Genomic DNA, 19,863 nt, shown 5'->3' with positions numbered 1-19,863 from the left:
GAGGGGTAATCGCGAAGGAAAAGACCATGACACAGACACCAGGCATCGTCATCACAGGCGGATCAGGCGCAATGGGCCAGATGTTGATTAAAACCGTGCTGGAATCGGACAAATGCCATCTGGCAGGTATCGTGGATCGTCCCGGCCACGATTGGATCGGACGCGATATCGGTGCCGCGATGGGCGGTGCTGATATTGGGGTGATCGTGACGGATGACGCCGAAGCTGCGTTTTCCGACGCGCAAGCCGTCATCGATTTTTCCGCCCCTGCGGCAAGCGTCGCGTTTTCTAAGCTTGCGGCCAAAGCGGGCATTGCTCATGTGATCGGCACAACCGGGTTAACGGATGACGACATCGCCGCGATCAATGTTGCCGCACAAGATACGGTCGTTGTGCGCGCAGGCAACATGTCGTTGGGTGTGAACCTTTTAGTGAAGCTAACCCAGAAAGTCGCCGCCGCACTTGATGAAGATTTCGACATTGAGATCATCGAAGCCCACCACCACCGCAAAGTTGATGCCCCGTCAGGCACGGCATTGATGCTGGGTGAAGCTGCCGCCGAAGGGCGCGGCGTGGACTTAAACGATGTACGCGACAGCGGGCGTGACGGGATCACAGGCGCGCGCACACGTGGCGACATTGGATTCGCCGCCATCCGAGGCGGAGATATTGTGGGCGAACATGACGTGATGTTCGCAGCCCCCGGCGAACGCATCGTTCTGCGCCACCTCGCGACGGATCGGGCGATCTTTGCACGCGGCGCGCTTAAGGCCGCGTTGTGGGGCCAAGGCAAAGCACCCGGCGCCTATGACATGATGGATGTCTTGGGGCTGTAGAGCCGCCCCCATCTAAAGACAGAAATCATGTGATAAAGACTTAAACCGCAGACTGCGCGCGTCGTCGGCCAAATTTGAAGGTCAAAGCAAAGACCTAATTGGCGAAATGGGAGACGTCTACAAAAGCTTGATGAGATGATTGTGTCGCATATCAGGTCGGCGGTCGCAGCATCTCGGCAACGACAGTTGCCTCCCATTGCTTGAGAGTAATGTAGTCTGCCTGAGGTGCTTGACCTAACCCGGGAAACAGCGCTTCTAATTCTTCAATCTGACCGTTGTCCATCGCTTCTAGAGCTTGATCGCCGGGAAAGAAGCTTTCTGTCGGTATGCTGTTAGCAAAGATGATTTCATGCCGATCAAAAAGGAGATGAAAATATTCGATGCCCGTGCAGGCACGGTCTTGAAACACATTTTCAACGTAGCCGCAAAGGTGTTTCGCTTTGACAAGACAGGCCGCGCTGTCAGTGATGAGATCGACAGCTTGGCCCTCGATAAGCAATTGATGTTGGGGCGAAACGTGCAAGTCGGTTCTCGGAAGGTCTTTACCCAAGGCTCCGGATTTGATGCAAATCGGCGTGATAGCCGGGTTTGTCGCAAAATCAGACTGGTTGAGAGACCGGGAATATTTCCATCGCAACGGCTGCAGCCCGTTGTCCCGCGTGACGACTAAGTCATCAACACAAAGATCCTCAATCAAAACAGGACCACGCGCCGTTTCTATTTCTGCGCCATTCCCAATACAAACTGCACTCCCAACGGTCAGTGTGCCATCGAGGCGGTTCCCTTCATTATCAAACTGGATTGAAGTGCCACTAGCTGAAGCCGGGATGTTAACCGAAGTCGCGCCATCAGCGAGCCCTTCCGTCGCCGTGATTGCTGTCGTGCCACCACCAATATCAAAAAAGCTGATTGGCTCAGTCAGCGTACTGTCGGTCAACGCAATTGCTTCGGCGTTGCCAGCCCCCCCGCCATTGGGGTCGGTTGTGACAGTATCAAAAGAATAGACGTAAAGACCAGTAACGGGATCAATGACCGGCGTAATGCTGGCAAGGTTGAACGTGTCGATGACGGTTCCATCTAGGTTATATGTGGTAAGGTCAAAATCCGCCGCACGTGCTGCTTCATCCGCTGTCAGTGAGACCTCAACAAATTCCGAAACGCCACTGCTAGATGCATAGCTGTTTTGGTAGTGAATTTCGGAGATGAAAGCCATATTATTTCCTTTTCCCAAGGAAGTCGTGGTGAGCTTGACACCTTGTCCATCCAATCTTTACAGCAGGCATTCGCCGCGATCCAGAAAAATGGCTACATGGGCTCTCTTAAGACTTTCGCTGCATCACGCGCGGAAGTTCGGTTTCATCGAGGTATCGGTCCCGGCAAAGACGCTCAGGCTTTAATAATCCCGCTCAAAGAACACACCAACGCTGGTTTCCCCATCCTGATCGACGCTGCCTTTGGCTGTGATTTCATCTGTGACATCAAGGTTGAGGTTGATCTCGGTGCTGCCGTCGCTGGTGACGGTGACGTCAGTGTAGACATTGTCGCTGAGGTATTTGCCAGCACGCACGGCGGCATTACCTTCTTCATCCGTTGTGACATCAAAATCATCGAGGCCGATATTTTGGCGCAACCGATCCACAGCCCCGCCTCCTTTACCTGCAAGCGTGCTGATCGCCGAGGCAAGCTGCACTGCTTGTAGCGGGCTTATACTTTGCAGATCACGGCCAAAGATAAGCTGCGACAGGACTTCGTCTTGGGGTAACTCGGGCACAGATTCGAATGTGACTTCGGGCGCATCAGCAGACCCTTCAACGATGATATTGATCGTAGTACCGCTATCCGTTTCGGTCGTCGCAACCAAGCGCAGATATGGATCGAAATCGCCCTGCATTGTGGCGCTACCTTCGGTCAGGTCAAACCGTTGTTGCAAAATATCAATACGTCCGCGCACCAGTTCAAACCGCCCAACAGGCACGACATTCGCCGTAGTCCCCCCGATGGTCAACTGACCGCCAAGTTCCGCATCAAGCCCACGACCCCGGATAAATATCCGCGACGGCGCATCAACCACAATGTTCAATGGATAAACCCGTGACGTGCTGCTACCCTCGCCACTGGATTCGGTTGTTTGCCCACCCCCCGCGCGCAACATCGTTTGCCGGACGGCGCTGTCTGCGTTAAGATGCACGACATCTGGCAGATCGCCCAGTGAACTGACGCTGGATGAGGGCACCTGAATATCTGTTTGCCCAAGCGTCAAAAGCCCCGCGATCCGCGCGCCGCCATCAAGCGGGCCGTTCAAGGTAATTTGCCCGTTCACAATGGTCGAATACAGCTCGGGGTCCTGCTGCACCACATCATTGAACGCGAGCGTCAGATCAGCCTGCTTTGCACCCGTCAGCCCCACGGGACCGCGGATCGTCAGATCACCGCCGCCTTCAACGCCCGCGCGCAGATCGAACTGCGCCGCACTGCCCGACAGGTTAATCTGCCCGCCAATATCCGATAATGCCTGTTGCAGCGTTGGCGCGGTCAACCGCCCATCGGCAAAAGTCACCTTACCACTGACCGAAGTCAGCGCGGGCGGCCCGTTCACCCCGATGTCAAAATTCGCAGTGCCACTTAAACGGCGCGGATCAATCGCAGCATTGGCAAGCGCAAGCGGCGCGGCGCCCGTAATGTTTAGGGCCATATCTAAGGACTGGGTCGTCTGACCGCTGATATCTGCTTGCAACCCGCCGGGGCCTGTTCCCGTAGCATCGATCCCCCAATTGCCATCCGCATCCAGTGACGCCGATCCCGTCGCGCGCACAGGGCCGCTGATCTGATCCGTTAACACACCCACGTCACGCAAACTGGCGTTAAACCGCCCTTGGCCATAACCAGATGCGCCATTCAAAGCCCCAACAATCGACAGCTGTGGCGTCGATAATTCCAACGTGCGAACCGCCAAAACCCCATCTGCTAACCCAATTGTCGCATTCACTCGGCCAACCCCCGTGATCAGCGGGTCAACGGTTGGGTTTGCGATGCTCAGGTCTTGGCTGCGGGCTACGATATTCAGATCGAACTGACTTAGGTCAGGCAGTAAATCACCTGATGCAGTGACTGTGGCGCCCCCTGAAATGGGCTGTCCAATCAGCGTAGCAAAGGCGCCAAGCTCAGCAACTTCCGCATTAAGCGCGCCTGAAGTGGCAAAGTCGCTGGCGGCTGTGCCGATAAGGGCATCCAACCCAATTGTCGTACCGGAACCCGACAGCTGCAGCACAGCCTGCGTTGTATCATCTGCACCGGGTTCGGCAGTCACCGTTAAATTCATTGGCCCGGAAAGGCTCGGATCAAGCAAGGCAGCATCATACAAACGTAGATCAACATCAGCCTGTGCGGGGCCGTTCATATCCAAATCGGCTGCACCGCGTAATGCAAAGGCGGGCGTCGTCACCACGATATCCGATAGTGAAATCTTGCCAGTCGCGGGGCGCGCCACAGCGGCTGTAAATCGCCCTGCGCCGTTTAGCAGCGGGTCAATTTGTGCAATTCCCGTGGTAACGTCTTGGGTCTGCCCCGCAATATCGACATCAAAGCGCATTTGATCGCTTAGCAGAACGCCGCTGGTCGTGAAATTGGCCTGCCCCGAAATAGGCTGCCCGGCCAGCGCGGCATAGCGTGACAAGTCGATCACGCTTGCTGTCAGCTCTGCGTTAACTGTTTGCCCCGTTTCGGCAGGATTTAGCGTCGCCTCTCCTGCAAATGTTGCCGCGGGACCGGTGCCGTTTACCGTGATACCCGTCACCCCATCTGCTGAGAGCGCAATATCCCCGGCAACGGAAACAGGGCCATTTAGATCAGGCAAAATTACAGCAATTTCGGCGACACGCGCCGTGAACTGTGCGGCGGAGCCATCGCTGGTCAGATCAGCCGATGCTGTCACGGTTGCCGCTGGTGTTTGAATGCGCAAACTCTCAAGCCGGGTGCCCGCCTCGTCGCGGACAGCGCTTGCCGCAAGCGTTCCGGTCCCCGCCAAAACGGCGTCTGCCTCTGGCACACCCACCGAAAGATCGGATATTTCTCCCGCAAGCGATAGATCGAACAACCCGTCAAGCGGTGTGATTTCGGCATCAAGGTCGAATGCAGCGTTACCGCCCAGTTCTTGACCGATCAAGGTCGAAAACCGGTCCAACCCGGTAACTTCAACACGCGCAGAACCCGTCGTTTGAAGCCCCGATTCCGGACCATCAATGATTGCGTTGGCATCAATATCAATCCCCGCCCCACGCAACGAAATCTGGCTGATGCGCATCGGTTCATGTTCCGTCCGGGCGGCAGTGAACAGACCTTCAACACTGTCACCAAAGGCACGCGCCGCCCCAGCATCGTCAAGCCCAACACCGGTTGCGCCATAGGCAAAGTTCGCGGTGACTTGGCCGATCAGATCGCCCTCGCCCGGTTGCAAAATACCACCGCCGCGCAGGCTAAGCGTTTCAATCTGTAGCCCGGGGCGATCAAATCCTGTGGCGGAAACATCGGCGCGCCAGTCATCGGCCACATCCGCATCATAGCTAATCGCGATTTGCGCCCCGTTCACATAGGTTTTTGGGCCAGACAACGGTAGCAACACCGGCTCAGACGCGACCGGGGTAATCGCACCGGTCAGGTCGATCAGTTCTGGCCAGCCTTGGGTACCGATGTACAATGCACCATTTAGGGTGACGCGGCCTGCGTCAATCGTCAGGGCGGGGATATCAATGCGACCCGTATCGGACAGTACGGCCGCAGCCGACAATTTGGCATCCGTGCCAAAAAAATCTTGGTATTCGGGGTTAAACAGCGGCGAAATATCGCCCCCAACATCAAGAGAAATCCGTTGTTCGCCATCTGCGTTTAGTAATTCAAAATTACCGCTTAACCGGTCCTGGCCGTCCGTTGCGATTGCAATCGTCGCGGCATAATCGTCAATTGGCGCATTGCCCGCGATCCCCATTTTAATCGCCGGGCGACCGGGCAAATCAAGGATACGCCCAATGATCCCATCTTCGCTTTCTTCCAGATTCAAAAGTAGATCAAGTACGCGGGTTTCATTTGAATAACCGCCGTTGATTTCAAAGACGCCCGACTTGTTGCCAAGGCGGGTCGCCACAATTTTTGCCGTACCCTCACCACCTCCCAGTGATGCGTCACCTGTCAAGCTAACAGTGATTTCTTCTCCCAGAAACGCTTCGCCTAGCAGGATTTCAGCGATATCAAGCTGATCAAGTGTAATCGAAACGGGCAGTTCAGGCAGCGCGAATGAGCTGGCTTCTGCGCTTGGGGTGTCCATATCTTCAGACACTGGTGGGCGGGCCACGATGATGCGCGTAGCACTCAGTTCTTGCACATCAATCGCGCCGCGCAGCAACGCACTTCGGTTCCAGATCAGCACAATATCTTCAAGCGTCAGCCAAACCCCTTCGGCATCGGCCACAGTCAGCACATCAATCGTCGCGCTCGAGCTTAGCGCGCCTTCAAAACCAATGATGGTAACATCCCGGCTAACCCCGGAAAGGTTTTCTTCAATCAGATTAGTCAGATAGCCTTTGTCTTCTTCCTCTTGGGTTTGCGCCAAAGCGGAGAGTGGAAAAAGCAGGCAGAGGAGCGCAAAAATATGTTTCAAAACGCTTGTCCAATCCCGATATAAACCTGCACATCTTCGCCCGCGTCGTCGCCGCTCGCTTGGGTCGCGATATCAAGCCGGATCGGCCCGATCCCCGTGTCGTAACGCAACCCAATTCCAGCGCCTGCATGCCAATCACCATTTTCAAGCGGCACAGCCGTATCGCCGACCTGTCCGATGTCATAAAACCCCACAAGCGATATTTTTTCACGGATCACATAGCGCGCCTCTAGCTGTGCACCGGCAAACGATGTGCCGCCCGTGGTCACGAATTCACTGCCGTTCCATGTTTCAACGCCTAAGTTTTTATAGGACTGACCACGCACGGTCCCGCCGCCGCCAGAATAAAACAGATAATCAGCGGGCGCTTCTGTCGTATCCGCGCCTGCGACACTGCCAATCTGTAAACGCCCCGCCAACGTAAACTGCTGCTCTTCACCAAAGCTGATATATCCGCGCGCATCGCCATATGACCGCGCACCAGCCAATTCATCATCAATGCTAATGAAAGGCGTGACCGATAGGTCCAGATAATAGCCTGATTTTGCGTTTGTTTCACTGTCGCGACGGTCGTAGGTAGCGTCTAACGGCAGCGTAAATAGCGTGTAATCACGCGTCCCAAGTTCGGTTTCTTCATGCGCTGTTAATAGGCCGACGCCTGCCCGCACCGTCAGTTCATCGCTAAGGATTCGCGAAAACCCGACATCGACCTCAAACTTATCGATCAGGTAATCTGGCTCATCTTCGCGCGACAATTCTGACGTGATAAAGAAATCTGTGTCCGCACCAAAAGTCGCTGGCCGGGTGAAGCTCGTGTTAATGCTATAATCGGTGCCGCCGGTTTCGCCATTTATGCCCGCAATTTCAGTATCCACCCGAAATCGTTCAGCCCCGCCCAGTAGATTGCGATGCAGCCAGAACGACGAAACCGTCAGCCCCTCAATCGAGGACAACTCAAGCCCGAAACCAAAGCGGCGTGGCTTGGCTTCATCCAATTGGACAGTCATCGGCAAGATGTTTCCATCAATTAAATCATCCGCTTGGGTCATTGCAACGCTGTCAAACGCACCCGCGCGCCGCAAACGCGTCTCGGCTGCTGCGATCTCGGACGGGGCGTAAACATCGCCCGATGGCAACCCCGCGATCTGCAAGATGCGTGCGCGACTGACGTCTTCGTTTCCGGTCACGGACAAATCACCAAAATACACTAATGGGCCTGGGTCCAGCGCAACTGTGATGTCCAATTTGTCATCTGCGTGGCGCGCCGTGATCTGTTGGGATGTGACCCGTGCAGTGGCGTAACCCTGATCACGCCAGCTATTGATCCCACCGGATACGGCCCCCGAAATTTCGCCCGAACGCGCCGGCTGGCGTGGCCCCAAATCTTGGGGTAATTCGGTGCCTGTCGGTAGCGGCGCGATCGCCACCTCACCAAATGTGAATTGCGGGCCGGGAACGACGTTAATCACCACTTCTGTGATAGCAGAAGGCGCTGACAGCGGCGCGATGTTTGACGCTTCGACCCCATCGACGGTGATCGAAATTTGGCCACCATAGTAGCCTTGGGCATAAAGTGCAGTTAAAAGCCTGCGATAGTCGGCGCGGGCGGCGGCAATATAATCTTGGGGGACAGCCGTATCATCAAGTGCGCGCAGCAATGATGCCTCATCAAGCACCCCCCGCGCTTCATCGCTGATCAGCCGCACATCTTGGGCATGGGCCACACCCGCCGCACAAAGAAAACCCGCAATTAGCCGTCTAAAACTGGTCACTCGCCGCCCCCGTACCCAATATCACAGTTATCGCGACCAACAGTAACCAAGCTGTACGGCATTGACCATTCACTTAAGTGGCAAACGGGTCGCTCGGGTATTTCACTGCAGCCAAATATAGCCCCTGCGGCGGGCAGACCGGGCCGCAAGCTGCGCGGTCTTTGGCTTCAAGCGCCTTTGTCACATCGTCTGGCGTCCAGCGCCCGGACCCGACACGTTCAAGCGTTCCGACAAAGCTGCGCACTTGGTTGTGCAAAAAGGATCGCGCGCGGATATGAAACTGATATTCGGTACCAACTGCACGTGGGATTTCAACGACCTGAAGCGAATCCAAGGTTTTCACCGGGCTTTTTGACTGACAGATCGATGACCGGAAGGTCGTGAAATCATGCAAACCAATCAACCGATCCGCGCCTGCCTGCATCGCAGCAGCGTCCAAAGCATGGTTCACCCGCCACATTTGCCCGGCCTCGGATGTTAACGGCGCACGTCGCGCAATCAACCGGAACAAATATTGTCGCTCAAGCGCCCCAAAGCGCGCGTGCCATTCATCGTCAACACGCGCACAATCCAAAACCGCAACAGGATTGGGTTTAAGGTGATAATTGAGCGCTTCGGACAGGCGAAACGGGTCCCAATCGCGTTGTAAGTCGCAATGCGCGACCTGCCCCGTTGCATGGACGCCAGCATCTGTGCGCCCGGCGGCGCCAATTGTGTGTTCGCCCGGCTCAATCTTGGCAAGGGCCGCTTCAATCGTGCCTTGCACTGACGGCTGGTCGTTCTGGCGTTGCCACCCGGCAAAGGGCGCGCCGTGATATTCAACAAGAAGGGCAAAACGTGGCATGCCCCCGATTAGGCCCGCCGGGCGGTAAAATCAATCCCTACACATCTGCGCGCACCACCCCTATCTTGAAACCACACAGTGAAAGGGCCCAAGGTTGGTTTTTAGGACGATCACAAATCAAGTGTCATGGGCCGCGGCCGAAATCACAGACACATTGACCCACCCGTTCGCGGAACCCGTGATCCGTCTAGGGGTAACCGGGCTGTCGCGTGCGGGTAAAACGGTGTTTATCACCTCGCTGGTCGCAAATCTGATGGATCGCGGGCGGATGCCGCAACTGGCCGCCGCCGCAAACGGGGCAATCACCGCCGCATACCTACAGCCGCAACCCGATGATACGATCCCGCGTTTTGCTTATGAGGCCAATCTGGGGTGCCTGACCGCGCCTGACCCCAAATGGCCTGATAGCACTGATCGAATTAGCGAATTGCGGCTGTCTTTACGGGTGCAGCCTTCGGGGCTGTTGGCCGGACTATCTGGCCCGCGCACGGTACATATCGATATCGTCGACTATCCCGGAGAATGGTTGCTTGATCTGGCTTTGCTGGACCAAAGCTATGCGCAGTGGTCTGCTGCCGCATTGACCCGCGCAAAAGGACGGCCCGAAGGGGATGCCTATCTTCAGCAAGCGCAGGGTGTCGATGCAAATTCCACCTTGGACGAGCCCACCGCGCAGGCGCTGGCGACTGGGTTCACCAGCCACTTGAACGCTAGCCGCGCGGCTGGGTTTTCAGACTGCACACCGGGGCGTTTCATGCTGCCCGGCGAATTGGCGGGATCACCCGTGCTCACATTTGCACCTCTGCCCAGTGAAAAATTCGCGCGCAAATCATTGGGCCGCGAATTTGAACGCCGTTTCGAAAGCTATAAGCACAATATCGTGCGCCCGTTCTTTCGTGACCATTTTGCCAAGATCGATCGGCAGATTGTGCTTGTCGATGTTCTGGGCGCGATCCACGCAGGGCCCGCCGCGCTTGACGATTTACGCAATGCGATGGCCGGAATTTTGGGCGCGTTTCGCCCCGGGCGCAATGCATTCTTGACCCGTATCTTTCAAGGTAAGCGGGTCGAGAAAATTCTATTCGCCGCGACCAAGGCCGACCATTTGCACCACAGCCAGCACCCGCAACTGACAGCCATTACCCAAGCATTGCTACGCGAGGCCAGCGACCGCGCTGATTTCGCGGGGGCCAAGACCGCCGCCATGTCCATTGCGGCCTTGCGTACCACCGTCGAAAATACAGTCGATCACGCAGGCAAGCCGATTGATGTTGTGCGCGGTCGGCTACTTGAAACCGGAAAGCAAGCCGCGTTTTATCCCGGTGATCTACCCGACGACCCCGCGCATTTGCTGTCGCCGGCCCGCGCCGGGGCCGACAAATGGCTGGACGCGGACTACGCAGTGATGCGGTTCGCCCCCGCGCCGCTGACGCTGCGCCCCGGTGACGGGCCACCACATATTCGGCTCGATAAGGCTGCGCAGTTTCTGTTTGGAGACAAGCTATGAAATTACGCGCGGCCACTGAAACAGATATCGATGCGATTGCAAAAATTATGGGCGACTGGTGCGCGGACACGCCTTATATCCCCATGCTTCACACCCGTGCGCAGGACCGTAAATTCATCACCCATGTGGTATCTAGCCAAGACGTGCTGGTCGCAGATGATGATGGAGTACAGGGGTTTATCGCGCGCGCTGACGGCGAGATTGAGCAGCTTTACCTTGCCGCCGCCGCGCGTGGTCGTGGTATTGGCAGCGCATTGCTGAATGAAATGAAGACCCGCCGTGAGCGGCTTAACCTTTGGTGCTTTCAAGCAAACACAGGCGCGCGGCGGTTCTATGAGCGCCACGGCTTTCTTGTGTCCCATATGACGGGTGGTGCCGAAAACCAAGAAAAACTGCCTGATATTCGCTATGTTTGGACTGCACAAAGATGACCAATGGCCCTATTCTGATTGATCTTGACGAAACTGAGAAGGCGCAGCCAGATGCGGCACCACCGGTGCCTGATCTTGCAATCAATGCCCAAGGGGCGGCGATGCAACAGGTGGCGACAATCGCGGCGCGCAAACCGTCGCGGCTGGCCCGTTTGTTTTGGTCGATCACGGTGACATTGGCGGGGTTCATGCTGTCTTTGGCGGCATGGGATTACGTGACCGGGTTGCTTGCGCGTTCGCCCATTCTAGGCGGCATCGCAACCGCGCTGGTCGGGGCGATGGCTCTTGTCCTCGGGTTGGTTACGCTACGCGAACTGGCAGCGTTCACGCGCTTAAAAAGGCTCGATGCCATCCAACGCCAAGCCAATGATGCGTTGAACACAGGCGACTTAAAAGCCGCACGCGCGGTGGTTACCGCATTAGATAAGCTATATATGATGCGTGAAGATACGGCCTGGGGCCGAGCCGAATTGCAGGCGCGCAGCGGCGATGTACTGGACGCCGACGGGCTGATTGGGCTAGCTGAAAACACGCTGTTAGACCCGCTCGACGCCCGCGCACAGCGCGAAGTCGAAGCCGCGGCCCGGCAAGTCGCGACCGTCACCGCGATTGTGCCGCTTGCGCTCGCGGATCTATTCACAGCGCTGACCGCCAACATGCGGATGATCCGGCGCATCGCAGAGATTTACGGCGGCCGCGCAGGCACATTGGGCAGTTGGCGTTTGACGCGCTCAGTGCTGACGCATTTGGTGGCCACAGGTGCTGTCGCTGTGGGCGACGATTTGATTGGATCGATCGCGGGTGGCGGGGTGTTGTCCAAGGTTTCGCGGCGCTTTGGAGAAGGCGTGATCAACGGGGCATTAACAGCCCGCGTTGGCGTAGCCGCGATGGAAGTCTGCCGCCCGCTGCCGTTTCACGCCAGACCACGCCCATCGGTCACGGCGCTCGTGCGTCGCGCGCTTAGCGGGCTATTTGGAAAGGCCTAGCCCTACCAAAATTGCGGTGCCGCGCCAATTGGCAGTGGCCCCAGCGACATGCGCCCAGCTTTGAAAAAAATGGGAATTTCAGGTATCCCCCCGCCCACAGCCATAGCGGATGCGAGATTGATGACCGTTGGGGCGACACCTGCGTCAATCACCCCTGCCGCAACCATCAAATCAATGATCTCGCGCCATTGCGTAGATCGGAATGTGATCCGTCCATCGGGGTTGCCTTGGGCATCAATGTCAAATGCACCTTGCGCGCGTATCTCAATCGGCCCCCATGAAATCGTTAGATTGCGCAGGGTGAATTTCGTCGCGCGCGGTTCAGGTCCGCGCCCATCAAAACCATGCCGATCAAGCGGCTGATCAAATGTCACGGCACTATCAAACACAGCACGCGTTATGGCAGTGCCCAATGCGCCAGTAGGGTCGATTTGTTGCGCAATTACGCTGGGAAGCACGACCTGATCGGCATCGAAATAGGCGTCATACCGATTTTCGGCAGCGGGTTCCGCGCGAAAGGCCAAAAGCGCGCGTTCCGCATTGATTTTCCAGCCAAAATTAGACGCAACTTGGGCCGCGCCAACTTCGACGGTCGCGTCATTAAAGGAAAGTGCGGTATTTGCTGCAACACCCGCGCTTGCACGCAAATTCTCGGTTGTAATCTGCAGGGTTTGATCACCAAAGCGCAGGGTTTGATCATTGGCGAAGGCGGCGATCACGCGATTGGGTTGATAGCTGAGCGCGAACACCTGCACAAAGGGCGCGGCCCATTGCCAACCTTCGTCCAGCGGGGAAAGTGAGATATCTGTGACTGTCGTGTCGAAACGCGAGGGGAAGCCGATTGTGTTCATCTCAGCATAGGTCAAACCCCAACCGTCGGCACGCGCCTGCGTGACTGCGGTTTGCGCGCCATAGGCAACGGCGCGTGCACCGACAAACCAATAGCCGCTGTATAGAATGGATAGGAATATGACCAAAAATGTCAGTCGCCGCATTGCATTGCCTCAGGTACGGAATTTGATGGCAACTTAGCGGCAGAGCGGCACAGGCGCGAGCATTACTTCTTTTCGACAGCTTCGGTGTTTGTTGTCAGCCGATCAAGGATGTCGTCAACGTCCGGAAACCGATCTTCACGCGCATCATCTTCAGCGGGAAAATGCACTGTAGGTACCTGAAAATCTGTTGCATCCTCGCCCAAAAAATCCACATCCATTTTTCTGTCGCCAGCCATATGCTTGCTCCTACAAAAAGCCCGTCTTGCTTTCGCACATGCGTCAACCAAGAGTTATCCACGACATGCTTGCGCAAACGTTTACGTATTAACAATCTGACCTAAAAACTATTTTACTTCATCGTTTTCATCAAAAAAACTGATGGCCTTGCCGGGCCTGAGAAAACTATTACAAATACAAGATACTAGATAAATCACTTTCAAAAGCGCCGCCGAAATGCTGCTGTAGATTTGCAACAGTCGAATTCGCGCTAAACGCTAGGCGACGCAATACATTCAACTTATTCATGTGCTCGCCCTTAATCAAGTGGCGATTCGTGTGGGGGGCAAAACGGTGAATTGCCCAAAATCTGTGTCTTTGCGGCCAATGCGAAGGTACTATTCTGAATTTTCGTCAACTCTGTGTCCAAAGTCACAAACGGGCAGGCGATTGGGGCGTAGTTTTTTCTTAAGCATACGTTCGTGTGTCCAGAAAACAGACTAAAGGCTCAAATCATGTTCACTCTCGCCCCCGCAAACCCCGCCCGCAGCGATCTGGAATGGTGCTGGTTTTTGCGCGGCTTTGGCAAAGCAGGCGATGCAATCGAACGCGCCTTGTACAAAATTGGTGTGATGGATCATACGGGTTGGGCGCGTTGGCAGCACAGCGCGTTAACCGAAACTGGTGCCCCTGTTGCGGTTCAGTTTTCAACGCATGATCAGGCATTGTCGGTCATCACAGAGGTCGAAAACCCTGCTCAGGACCCGAAAATGCGACTTTCTACCGCCTGCAAGATGATCACCGCATTAGGCGGCGAAGCCCCCGAAACACCATTTCGCGAAGTTATCAGCGCCGCGCAGGGATCATCCCCCCTGACGTTCGGTGCACGCCTAGGTTTGCGTCACGATAACAACGCGCTGCATCTGACCTTGTATGTCGAATTGCCTGAAGGCGCATCGGATATGTCCGGATTGCTATCACATTCCCTGATCGGGGCAGACCATGCCGCAAATCAAAATGTGACGATGCTAGCCTATGATGTTCAAACCAAACATGTCACTTTGTTTAGCATCCCTGATACCGAAACCTTGACCCAATTGCCTGCCGTCTGCGCCCGCAAACAGCCCGTTGCGACACGCAGAAAACTGGGCACCGAAGACACCGCGTATAAGGTGACCCAAAATGACATCTCCTCTGCCGATACAGAAATATTGGCACAGCTTACCAGCTTGAAACAGCGCGTGCACCAAAGGCACGCCTGCCTGATTGACCATCTACAAACAACAGTTCCAAACGCCACATTTCGCGGTGATATCTGGATTTCAGAGCAAGCTGATGGTGAGACGGCCTTGTCGATTGACATCGCGGCCCCTTGGATAGGGTGCGATCAACCGCACTAAGTTGTTGTTTCTAAGCCACATCACGTGATTGGGCATCACGTGGTGAACACAGCCAAAAGCCCGATATAATTGGTTAAAATGCGAGCATTGCTTGCTGGCCAATGATCCGCACCGTTTCGGCTGCGACCCAAATCTGCTTGGTAAATCACTTTCTATATTTGGAACGCTCGCTTGCGTGCCTATAGTCCCACTGCGGACAAAGGGATGTATCATGACACGCTTACGATACCAGCGCATTACGGGCCGTGAACACGTGTGGTTTATACGATGACACCTCAAGAAGTGCTGAACTACAATTTGCCGCTTTTTGCCGGTGTAACCGTCGAAGATTTAGCCGATATTCCACTTTCCCTAGCTGAAAAGACATTTGGTGCGTGGCAAACGATTTTTGATCAAGATGACAATTCACACGATGTCTATTTCTTGCTCTATGGATCTTTGCTCGCCGTATTTTGGACAAGTGAAGGACGAGAAATCGTGTTTTCGCGCTTTGCGATCGGCGCGCATTTTGGCGAGCTGGCTGCGCTAGACGGCACAAGCAGATCTTTGGCCGCCGTCGCGAAAACCGAGACCAAAGTCCTTATCCTCAAGCGCGACAGCTTTTTGCACTTGTTTAACGAAGTACCGTTGATCCGTGATCGGATCACGCAACAAATGGTCGCGCGCATTCGTACGCTGACAGAACGAAACATGGAAATGACGACGTTGTCCGTCGAGCAACGGGTCAGCATGTACCTACTCCGTCTTGCCGCAGAACACGGAAAATTATGTACGGGTGCCATCATCGAAAACGCCCCGACACATGCGGAAATTGCGGGAACCATTGGCGCGAACCGTGAAATGGTGAGCCGGTCAATCAGCAAACTGTCGAAACGCGGAGTCATAAAAGCTGCACGGCAACGTATCGAAATTCTTGATCCGGCTGCCCTTTCCGATGATCTATCTTAACGGTGCTTTAACTTACAAACTGTATCAAGAAGATATGTTAAGCACGTTATTCGTATCTGAAAGGTGGCACCATCGTGAGGTTATTTAGTATTTTAGGTCCCGAAGGTGTTGTTGGGCTCATCGGTGCAAGCGTATTTTTGTTGCAGCGCCTGATAACTTAATCCCCCCACACAATTGACCAGCGCAAAAGACGGCTTACCTTAACGGGGTCATAACCAAAAGGAATGCCAATGTTCTTGCGCGCCGCCGCCACTGCCCTCTTCACGGTTTTCAGCTTGCCCGCCTTCGCACTATGCGCTGGCGAAAGCTATCTTGATCAGCTTAGCACCGAAGAACACCAAAAATTGTCGGCAGTGGTCGCTGATATTCCTTTTGGGCAAGGGCTGGTTTGGGACGCGCAAAAAGATGCGCAAAACCTGCGCATAATCGGGACGATGCATATCTATGATCCGCGCCTTGATGCGCTGTTCGCAAGCATATCTGCGAGCGTAGTCTCAGCCGATTTGATCTTGGTCGAGGCCACGCCTGACGATCAGGCAAACCTGCAACAGCTGATGGCCCGTGATCCCAGTCAACTTTTTCTTGTCGACGGTCCTACGCTGCCTGAACTTCTAGATACCCAAACCTGGGAGTTGCTTTCACAGGCCGCCGCTGACCGGAGCATTCCAAGCTTTATGATCGCGAAAATGCAACCTTGGTACGCGTCGCTACTCTTGGCTATGCCGCCTTGCGCAATGGATGATGTGCTCGCAGGTCGCTTGGGGCTTGACCATATGATCATGGACGCTGCGGCAGAAGCTGGCGTGCCAATGCAATCACTTGAAGCCTTCACCACGCTATTCGCGATCTTCCAAGAGGATAGCTTGGACGAACAGATCGAATTTCTGCGCATGGGGCTGATGATGCCCGACACCCAACAGCAGGTATTCGTCGCCATGCTTGATCGCTACTTCGCCAAAGACGTTGGCACCTTATGGGAAATGTCGCGCCTCACGCTCGCCGATTTGCCAGAGCTGGATTTAGAAACCGCCACAGTGCTTTTTGACGAAACCCAGGAATCAATCCTTGATGAACGTAACCGCAACTGGATTCCTGTCATCACCGAGGCAACCCACACTCATAGTAATGTCATCGTCGCAGCCGGGGCCGCGCATTTGATTGGTGAAAACGGGATATTAAATCTGCTCCAAAACGACGGCTGGACACTAACGCGCGCTGACTAGTCATCGCCGAAATCAGCTAACCCCTGCTTGCCCGCATCGGTCAACGCATAAATGCCGCGGTCGACACGTTCGAACCAACCATAATGATCGTCGGCCATAATGCGCGTGGCCTGCGGTACTTCGGCCCAATCTTTGACCTTTGCACCCTTTGATGGCCCGTGGATCGCAAGAAATCGGGCGCAGCGCACAGCGTCTTGGCGGTAGCCCGTCACGATCCCATGTCGCGTGGCACCGCCCGCATTTGGATCGCCCTGCAACCGATCAAAAGCACGCAACAGCCGGGTTTTCTTTTTCTTGGATTTGCGGGCCGCATAGGGACCGGGATCTGCCAGAACCTCAATAAACCCGTCGCGCGCGCGCACCGTCATGACGCCCAAACCCGCGCGCCGCGCGAGATTTACATTTGCCTTCAATGCCTTGGCACGCCCACCGGCGGGAACCGCAATGTAAACATCGTCGGTTAACACAAGCCGCTCAATCCCTTGATGAAAAAGTGCCAGCGAAAAGCCCAACTTCAGCTCAACCACGATCAGTGCATCACCGCGCCGTCCGACAACATCGGCGGCCCCGACTTCTCCTTTGACGTCATAGCCTTGGCGCTGCAGATAGGCCTTGATCGGCGGGTATAGGTCAGCTTCGCGCAATGGTTTCTTCATACTACGTCAACCAAAACGAATTTGGCGATACAGGCAAGCCCCGCCACCTAAAGACGGCGGGGTCCTGATAATTAGCGCCCCCCAAGACGACCGGGAAAACGCGGTGGGCGGGCATCAATCCGCCTGCTGCGCTGCAGGGTAGAATCAGGCCGTGCTTGGCGCTTTTCAATAGGCCGTGTGCGGCGGCTTTTTGCCTTGGCTACAGGTGATGGTCCCGGCTTGCGGGGTTTGGATGATTTACGGGGCATATGTGCACCTTTTAGAAAATGTTCATGGGGCCGTTACGGCCAGCGATATACGCGGATGCGTTATTGCAGCATGTCCATTGGCAGGGTGCTCCTCTGAAAGGGGTGAGCATTCAATTTGCCCAAGAAATGGTGAGGCGGTTAAGCGTTCTGGTCCATTGGTCCGTTCCTTTTGAGGTGGTTCAATTTACCACAGCCCAGCGAAACGGTCAAACCGACGTGATGGGGTGACAGCATCGCAGCAGACTTCTATAAGACGGCAAAATCCTCCCTTAGAAAGCGACCGCAATGACAACTCTTGTTTTTGGCCACAAAGCCCCCGACACCGACAGCACCGGCTCTCCCCTGATTTGGGAATGGTTCCTGAACCACACAGGCATCGAGGCCAAAGCCGTACTTTTGGGCACCCCCAACACCGAGGCTGCGTTTGTCGCAAAGCGCTGGGGTTTTGATCTGCCCGACGTGATTGAAGATGTCGAAGATGACCAGAAATGTGTGATCGTTGACACCAACAACCCCGCCGAACTGCCCGCGAACATCAACAACGCCGACGTTCTGGCGATCATCGACCACCATAAACTGGCTGGCGGCCTAGAAACAAAGAACCCGATCAACATCACCATCCGGCCGCTCGCCTGTACGGCGACAATCATGCACGAAATGATGGGCGACAAAGCCGCCGACATGCCCGAGGGCGTCAAAGGGCTGATGCTGTCTTGCATCCTATCAGACACATTGGCTTTCCGTTCGCCGACCACAACATCGATGGATAAAGACTTGGCCGAAACACTGGCCGCAGATTTGAAAATCGATCTCGAAGCCTACGCATCCGAAATGTTCGAAGCTAAATCAGACGTCTCTGCATTCTCAAACGCGGAACTATTGCGCATGGACAGCAAAGAATATGGCGTCGACGGCAAAAAATTCCGCGTGTCTGTGTTGGAAACCACTGCGCCAAAGATCATCCTCGACCGTCAGGCATCCATCATGAAAACAATGCCAAAGGTCGCCAAAGAAGACGGCGTCGATGAGGTGTTGTTGTTCGTTGTTGATATCTTGAACGAAGAAGCCACAATGTTCATTCCAAACGATATTGTAAAAACAGTGGCCGAAAAATCATTCGATGCCGTTGTCGACGGTGACAGCGTTGTTCTGCCTGGCATCATGAGCCGTAAAAAGCAGATCATTCCGAACCTCAAAGCTTAAATTACACTATATAAAGGCCGCGCCATGACCCGGATTATCGAAACTTTCGCAGACATCTCGGGCCAATATGATGCGGCCTTTGTCGACCTTTGGGGCTGTATGCACGATGGGATTAAGGCCCTGCCTGATGCCGTCGCCGCGATGCAGGCTTACCGCGCCAACGGCGGTATCGTGGTGCTTGTCACCAATTCGCCGCGCCCGTGGGAATCAGTTGCGCGACAGATCCTTGGCTTTGGCATTCCCGAAGACGCATGGGACGCGATTGCCACCTCAGGCGATAGCGCCCGCGCCGCCATGTATCGTGGGATCGTTGGAGAAAAAGTCTATTTCATGGGTGAAAGCCCACGTGACGATGATTTTTTTAAGCCATTGTCAGTGATCGAAAACCCAGTCGATATTCAACGCGTGCCGCTTGATCAGGCCGAAGGGATCGTCTGCTGCGGCCCGTTTGATCCGATGGCCGAAATCGATGTCAACCGTGCCGATTTCCTTTTTGCGAAACAAAAAGGCCTGAAACTGCTATGCGCGAACCCTGATATCGTTGTGGATCGCGGCGAGGTGCGTGAATGGTGTGCGGGCGCATTGGCCCAGCTTTATACCGATATGGGCGGCGAAAGCCTATATTTCGGCAAACCACATCCACCGATCTATGATCTTGCACGCCGCCGCTTGGCCGCATTGAACAAAGTACCTTCAGACGCACCAATTATCGCCATCGGTGATGGGCCTCACACTGATGTTCTGGGCGCTGTACAAGAAGATTTGGACGTACTGTTTATTTCTGGAGGGCTTGCCGCCGCTGAGACCAAAACAGCGACCCAACCTGACCCGAAGGCGCTGCGCGACTACCTGAACGCGCAGCAAACGCATGCGACATTTGCAATCGGGCAATTACGCTAAGGGCACTTGATTTTTTCGCAATCACAAAGTAATAAAATTTCAAAGCCG

16 protein-coding genes are annotated in these 19,863 nt (G+C 55.1%); 9 read left to right on the top strand and 7 right to left on the bottom strand.

Annotation, left to right across the window (positions count from 1 at the left end; translation table 11 throughout):
• The first annotated feature begins 26 nt into the window (after positions 1 to 26).
• Positions 27 to 836 (top strand): 4-hydroxy-tetrahydrodipicolinate reductase, encoded by an 810-nt coding sequence (gene dapB / locus DS901_RS00590; RefSeq protein WP_113774985.1) that lies wholly within the window; start codon positions 27 to 29, stop codon positions 834 to 836.
• 151 nt (positions 837 to 987) lie between these two features.
• On the opposite strand, the gene DS901_RS00585 is transcribed toward dapB, so the two are convergent.
• The 4 genes from DS901_RS00585 to truA form a co-directional block, all read right to left on the bottom strand.
• A complete protein-coding gene (locus DS901_RS00585) occupies positions 988 to 2,103 on the bottom strand; it encodes a Hint domain-containing protein (RefSeq protein ID WP_147249818.1) in 1,116 nt (371 codons plus the stop codon).
• 126 nt (positions 2,104 to 2,229) lie between these two features.
• Positions 2,230 to 6,486: a translocation/assembly module TamB domain-containing protein gene (locus tag DS901_RS00580; protein WP_258546612.1), complete on the bottom strand. Its 4,257-nt coding sequence runs from the start codon at positions 6,484 to 6,486 to the stop codon at positions 2,230 to 2,232.
• On the bottom strand, positions 6,483 to 8,258 hold the full coding sequence (locus DS901_RS00575; RefSeq protein WP_113774983.1) for an autotransporter assembly complex protein TamA: 1,776 nt from the start codon (positions 8,256 to 8,258) through the stop codon (positions 6,483 to 6,485). Before DS901_RS00575 ends, DS901_RS00580 begins: the two co-directional genes overlap by 4 nt.
• A gap of 73 nt (positions 8,259 to 8,331) precedes the next feature.
• Positions 8,332 to 9,102 (bottom strand): tRNA pseudouridine(38-40) synthase TruA, encoded by a 771-nt coding sequence (truA, locus tag DS901_RS00570; protein ID WP_113774982.1) that lies wholly within the window; start codon positions 9,100 to 9,102, stop codon positions 8,332 to 8,334.
• Positions 9,103 to 9,196: 94 nt separating this feature from the next.
• Here truA and DS901_RS00565 point away from each other — a divergent pair, with 94 nt between their 5' ends.
• From DS901_RS00565 to DS901_RS00555, 3 genes are read left to right on the top strand one after another with little or no spacing between them, the layout of a single operon-like run.
• Positions 9,197 to 10,609: a YcjX family protein gene (locus DS901_RS00565; RefSeq protein ID WP_113774981.1), complete on the top strand. Its 1,413-nt coding sequence runs from the start codon at positions 9,197 to 9,199 to the stop codon at positions 10,607 to 10,609.
• Positions 10,606 to 11,040, top strand: coding sequence for a GNAT family N-acetyltransferase (locus DS901_RS00560; protein WP_220150197.1), 435 nt, complete (start codon positions 10,606 to 10,608; stop codon positions 11,038 to 11,040). Before DS901_RS00565 ends, DS901_RS00560 begins: the two co-directional genes overlap by 4 nt.
• Positions 11,037 to 12,026 (top strand): YcjF family protein, encoded by a 990-nt coding sequence (locus DS901_RS00555; RefSeq protein WP_113774980.1) that lies wholly within the window; start codon positions 11,037 to 11,039, stop codon positions 12,024 to 12,026. The genes DS901_RS00560 and DS901_RS00555 overlap by 4 nt, the downstream gene beginning before the upstream one ends.
• A 2-nt stretch (positions 12,027 to 12,028) precedes the next feature.
• Here DS901_RS00555 and DS901_RS00550 read toward each other — a convergent pair whose 3' ends face one another.
• Both DS901_RS00550 and DS901_RS18620 read right to left on the bottom strand, forming a co-directional pair.
• Complete coding sequence (locus tag DS901_RS00550) at positions 12,029 to 13,021, bottom strand: DUF2125 domain-containing protein (RefSeq protein ID WP_113774979.1); 993 nt, start codon at positions 13,019 to 13,021, stop codon at positions 12,029 to 12,031.
• Between the two features lie 62 nt (positions 13,022 to 13,083).
• Positions 13,084 to 13,257, bottom strand: a complete 174-nt coding sequence (locus DS901_RS18620) for a hypothetical protein (RefSeq protein ID WP_181820696.1) — start codon at positions 13,255 to 13,257, stop codon at positions 13,084 to 13,086.
• A gap of 495 nt (positions 13,258 to 13,752) precedes the next feature.
• Here DS901_RS18620 and DS901_RS00545 point away from each other — a divergent pair, with 495 nt between their 5' ends.
• From DS901_RS00545 to DS901_RS00535, 3 genes are all read left to right on the top strand, one after another.
• The gene (locus tag DS901_RS00545; protein WP_113774978.1) at positions 13,753 to 14,637 is read left to right on the top strand and encodes a hypothetical protein; all 885 of its coding nucleotides are present in this window, start codon (positions 13,753 to 13,755) and stop codon (positions 14,635 to 14,637) included.
• A gap of 267 nt (positions 14,638 to 14,904) precedes the next feature.
• Positions 14,905 to 15,585, top strand: a complete 681-nt coding sequence (locus tag DS901_RS00540) for a Crp/Fnr family transcriptional regulator (RefSeq protein ID WP_113774977.1) — start codon at positions 14,905 to 14,907, stop codon at positions 15,583 to 15,585.
• A gap of 230 nt (positions 15,586 to 15,815) precedes the next feature.
• The gene (locus DS901_RS00535) at positions 15,816 to 16,808 is read left to right on the top strand and encodes a TraB/GumN family protein (RefSeq protein WP_113774976.1); all 993 of its coding nucleotides are present in this window, start codon (positions 15,816 to 15,818) and stop codon (positions 16,806 to 16,808) included.
• On the opposite strand, the gene DS901_RS00530 is transcribed toward DS901_RS00535, so the two are convergent.
• Entirely contained in the window at positions 16,805 to 17,464 is a 660-nt protein-coding gene (locus tag DS901_RS00530) for a DUF2161 domain-containing phosphodiesterase (RefSeq protein ID WP_113774975.1), read from the bottom strand. The genes DS901_RS00535 and DS901_RS00530 overlap by 4 nt on opposite strands.
• A 533-nt stretch (positions 17,465 to 17,997) precedes the next feature.
• On the opposite strand from DS901_RS00530, the gene DS901_RS00520 reads away from it, so the two are divergent.
• A complete protein-coding gene (locus DS901_RS00520; protein WP_113774973.1) occupies positions 17,998 to 18,915 on the top strand; it encodes a manganese-dependent inorganic pyrophosphatase in 918 nt (305 codons plus the stop codon).
• A gap of 24 nt (positions 18,916 to 18,939) precedes the next feature.
• Positions 18,940 to 19,815 (top strand): TIGR01459 family HAD-type hydrolase, encoded by an 876-nt coding sequence (locus DS901_RS00515; RefSeq protein WP_113774972.1) that lies wholly within the window; start codon positions 18,940 to 18,942, stop codon positions 19,813 to 19,815.
• The last annotated feature ends 48 nt before the right edge of the window (positions 19,816 to 19,863 follow it).

Source organism: Loktanella sp. D2R18, assembly GCF_003318235.1.
Classification (GTDB): Bacteria; Pseudomonadota; Alphaproteobacteria; order Rhodobacterales; family Rhodobacteraceae; genus Yoonia.
This window is presented reverse-complemented; position numbering and strand designations above follow the sequence as displayed.

What these genes read in the sequence shown, in the direction of transcription:
- dapB (WP_113774985.1), top strand. Translation starts at nt 27, where the DNA reads ATGACACAGACACCAGGCATCGTCATCACAGGCGGATCAGGCGCAATG.
- truA (WP_113774982.1), bottom strand. Translation starts at nt 9,102, where the DNA reads ATGCCACGTTTTGCCCTTCTTGTTGAATATCACGGCGCGCCCTTTGCC.
- DS901_RS00560 (WP_220150197.1), top strand. Translation starts at nt 10,606, where the DNA reads ATGAAATTACGCGCGGCCACTGAAACAGATATCGATGCGATTGCAAAA.
- DS901_RS00555 (WP_113774980.1), top strand. Translation starts at nt 11,037, where the DNA reads ATGACCAATGGCCCTATTCTGATTGATCTTGACGAAACTGAGAAGGCG.
- DS901_RS00550 (WP_113774979.1), bottom strand. Translation starts at nt 13,021, where the DNA reads ATGCGGCGACTGACATTTTTGGTCATATTCCTATCCATTCTATACAGC.
- DS901_RS18620 (WP_181820696.1), bottom strand. Translation starts at nt 13,257, where the DNA reads ATGGCTGGCGACAGAAAAATGGATGTGGATTTTTTGGGCGAGGATGCA.
- DS901_RS00545 (WP_113774978.1), top strand. Translation starts at nt 13,753, where the DNA reads ATGTTCACTCTCGCCCCCGCAAACCCCGCCCGCAGCGATCTGGAATGG.
- DS901_RS00540 (WP_113774977.1), top strand. Translation starts at nt 14,905, where the DNA reads ATGACACCTCAAGAAGTGCTGAACTACAATTTGCCGCTTTTTGCCGGT.
- DS901_RS00535 (WP_113774976.1), top strand. Translation starts at nt 15,816, where the DNA reads ATGTTCTTGCGCGCCGCCGCCACTGCCCTCTTCACGGTTTTCAGCTTG.
- DS901_RS00530 (WP_113774975.1), bottom strand. Translation starts at nt 17,464, where the DNA reads ATGAAGAAACCATTGCGCGAAGCTGACCTATACCCGCCGATCAAGGCC.
- DS901_RS00520 (WP_113774973.1), top strand. Translation starts at nt 17,998, where the DNA reads ATGACAACTCTTGTTTTTGGCCACAAAGCCCCCGACACCGACAGCACC.
- DS901_RS00515 (WP_113774972.1), top strand. Translation starts at nt 18,940, where the DNA reads ATGACCCGGATTATCGAAACTTTCGCAGACATCTCGGGCCAATATGAT.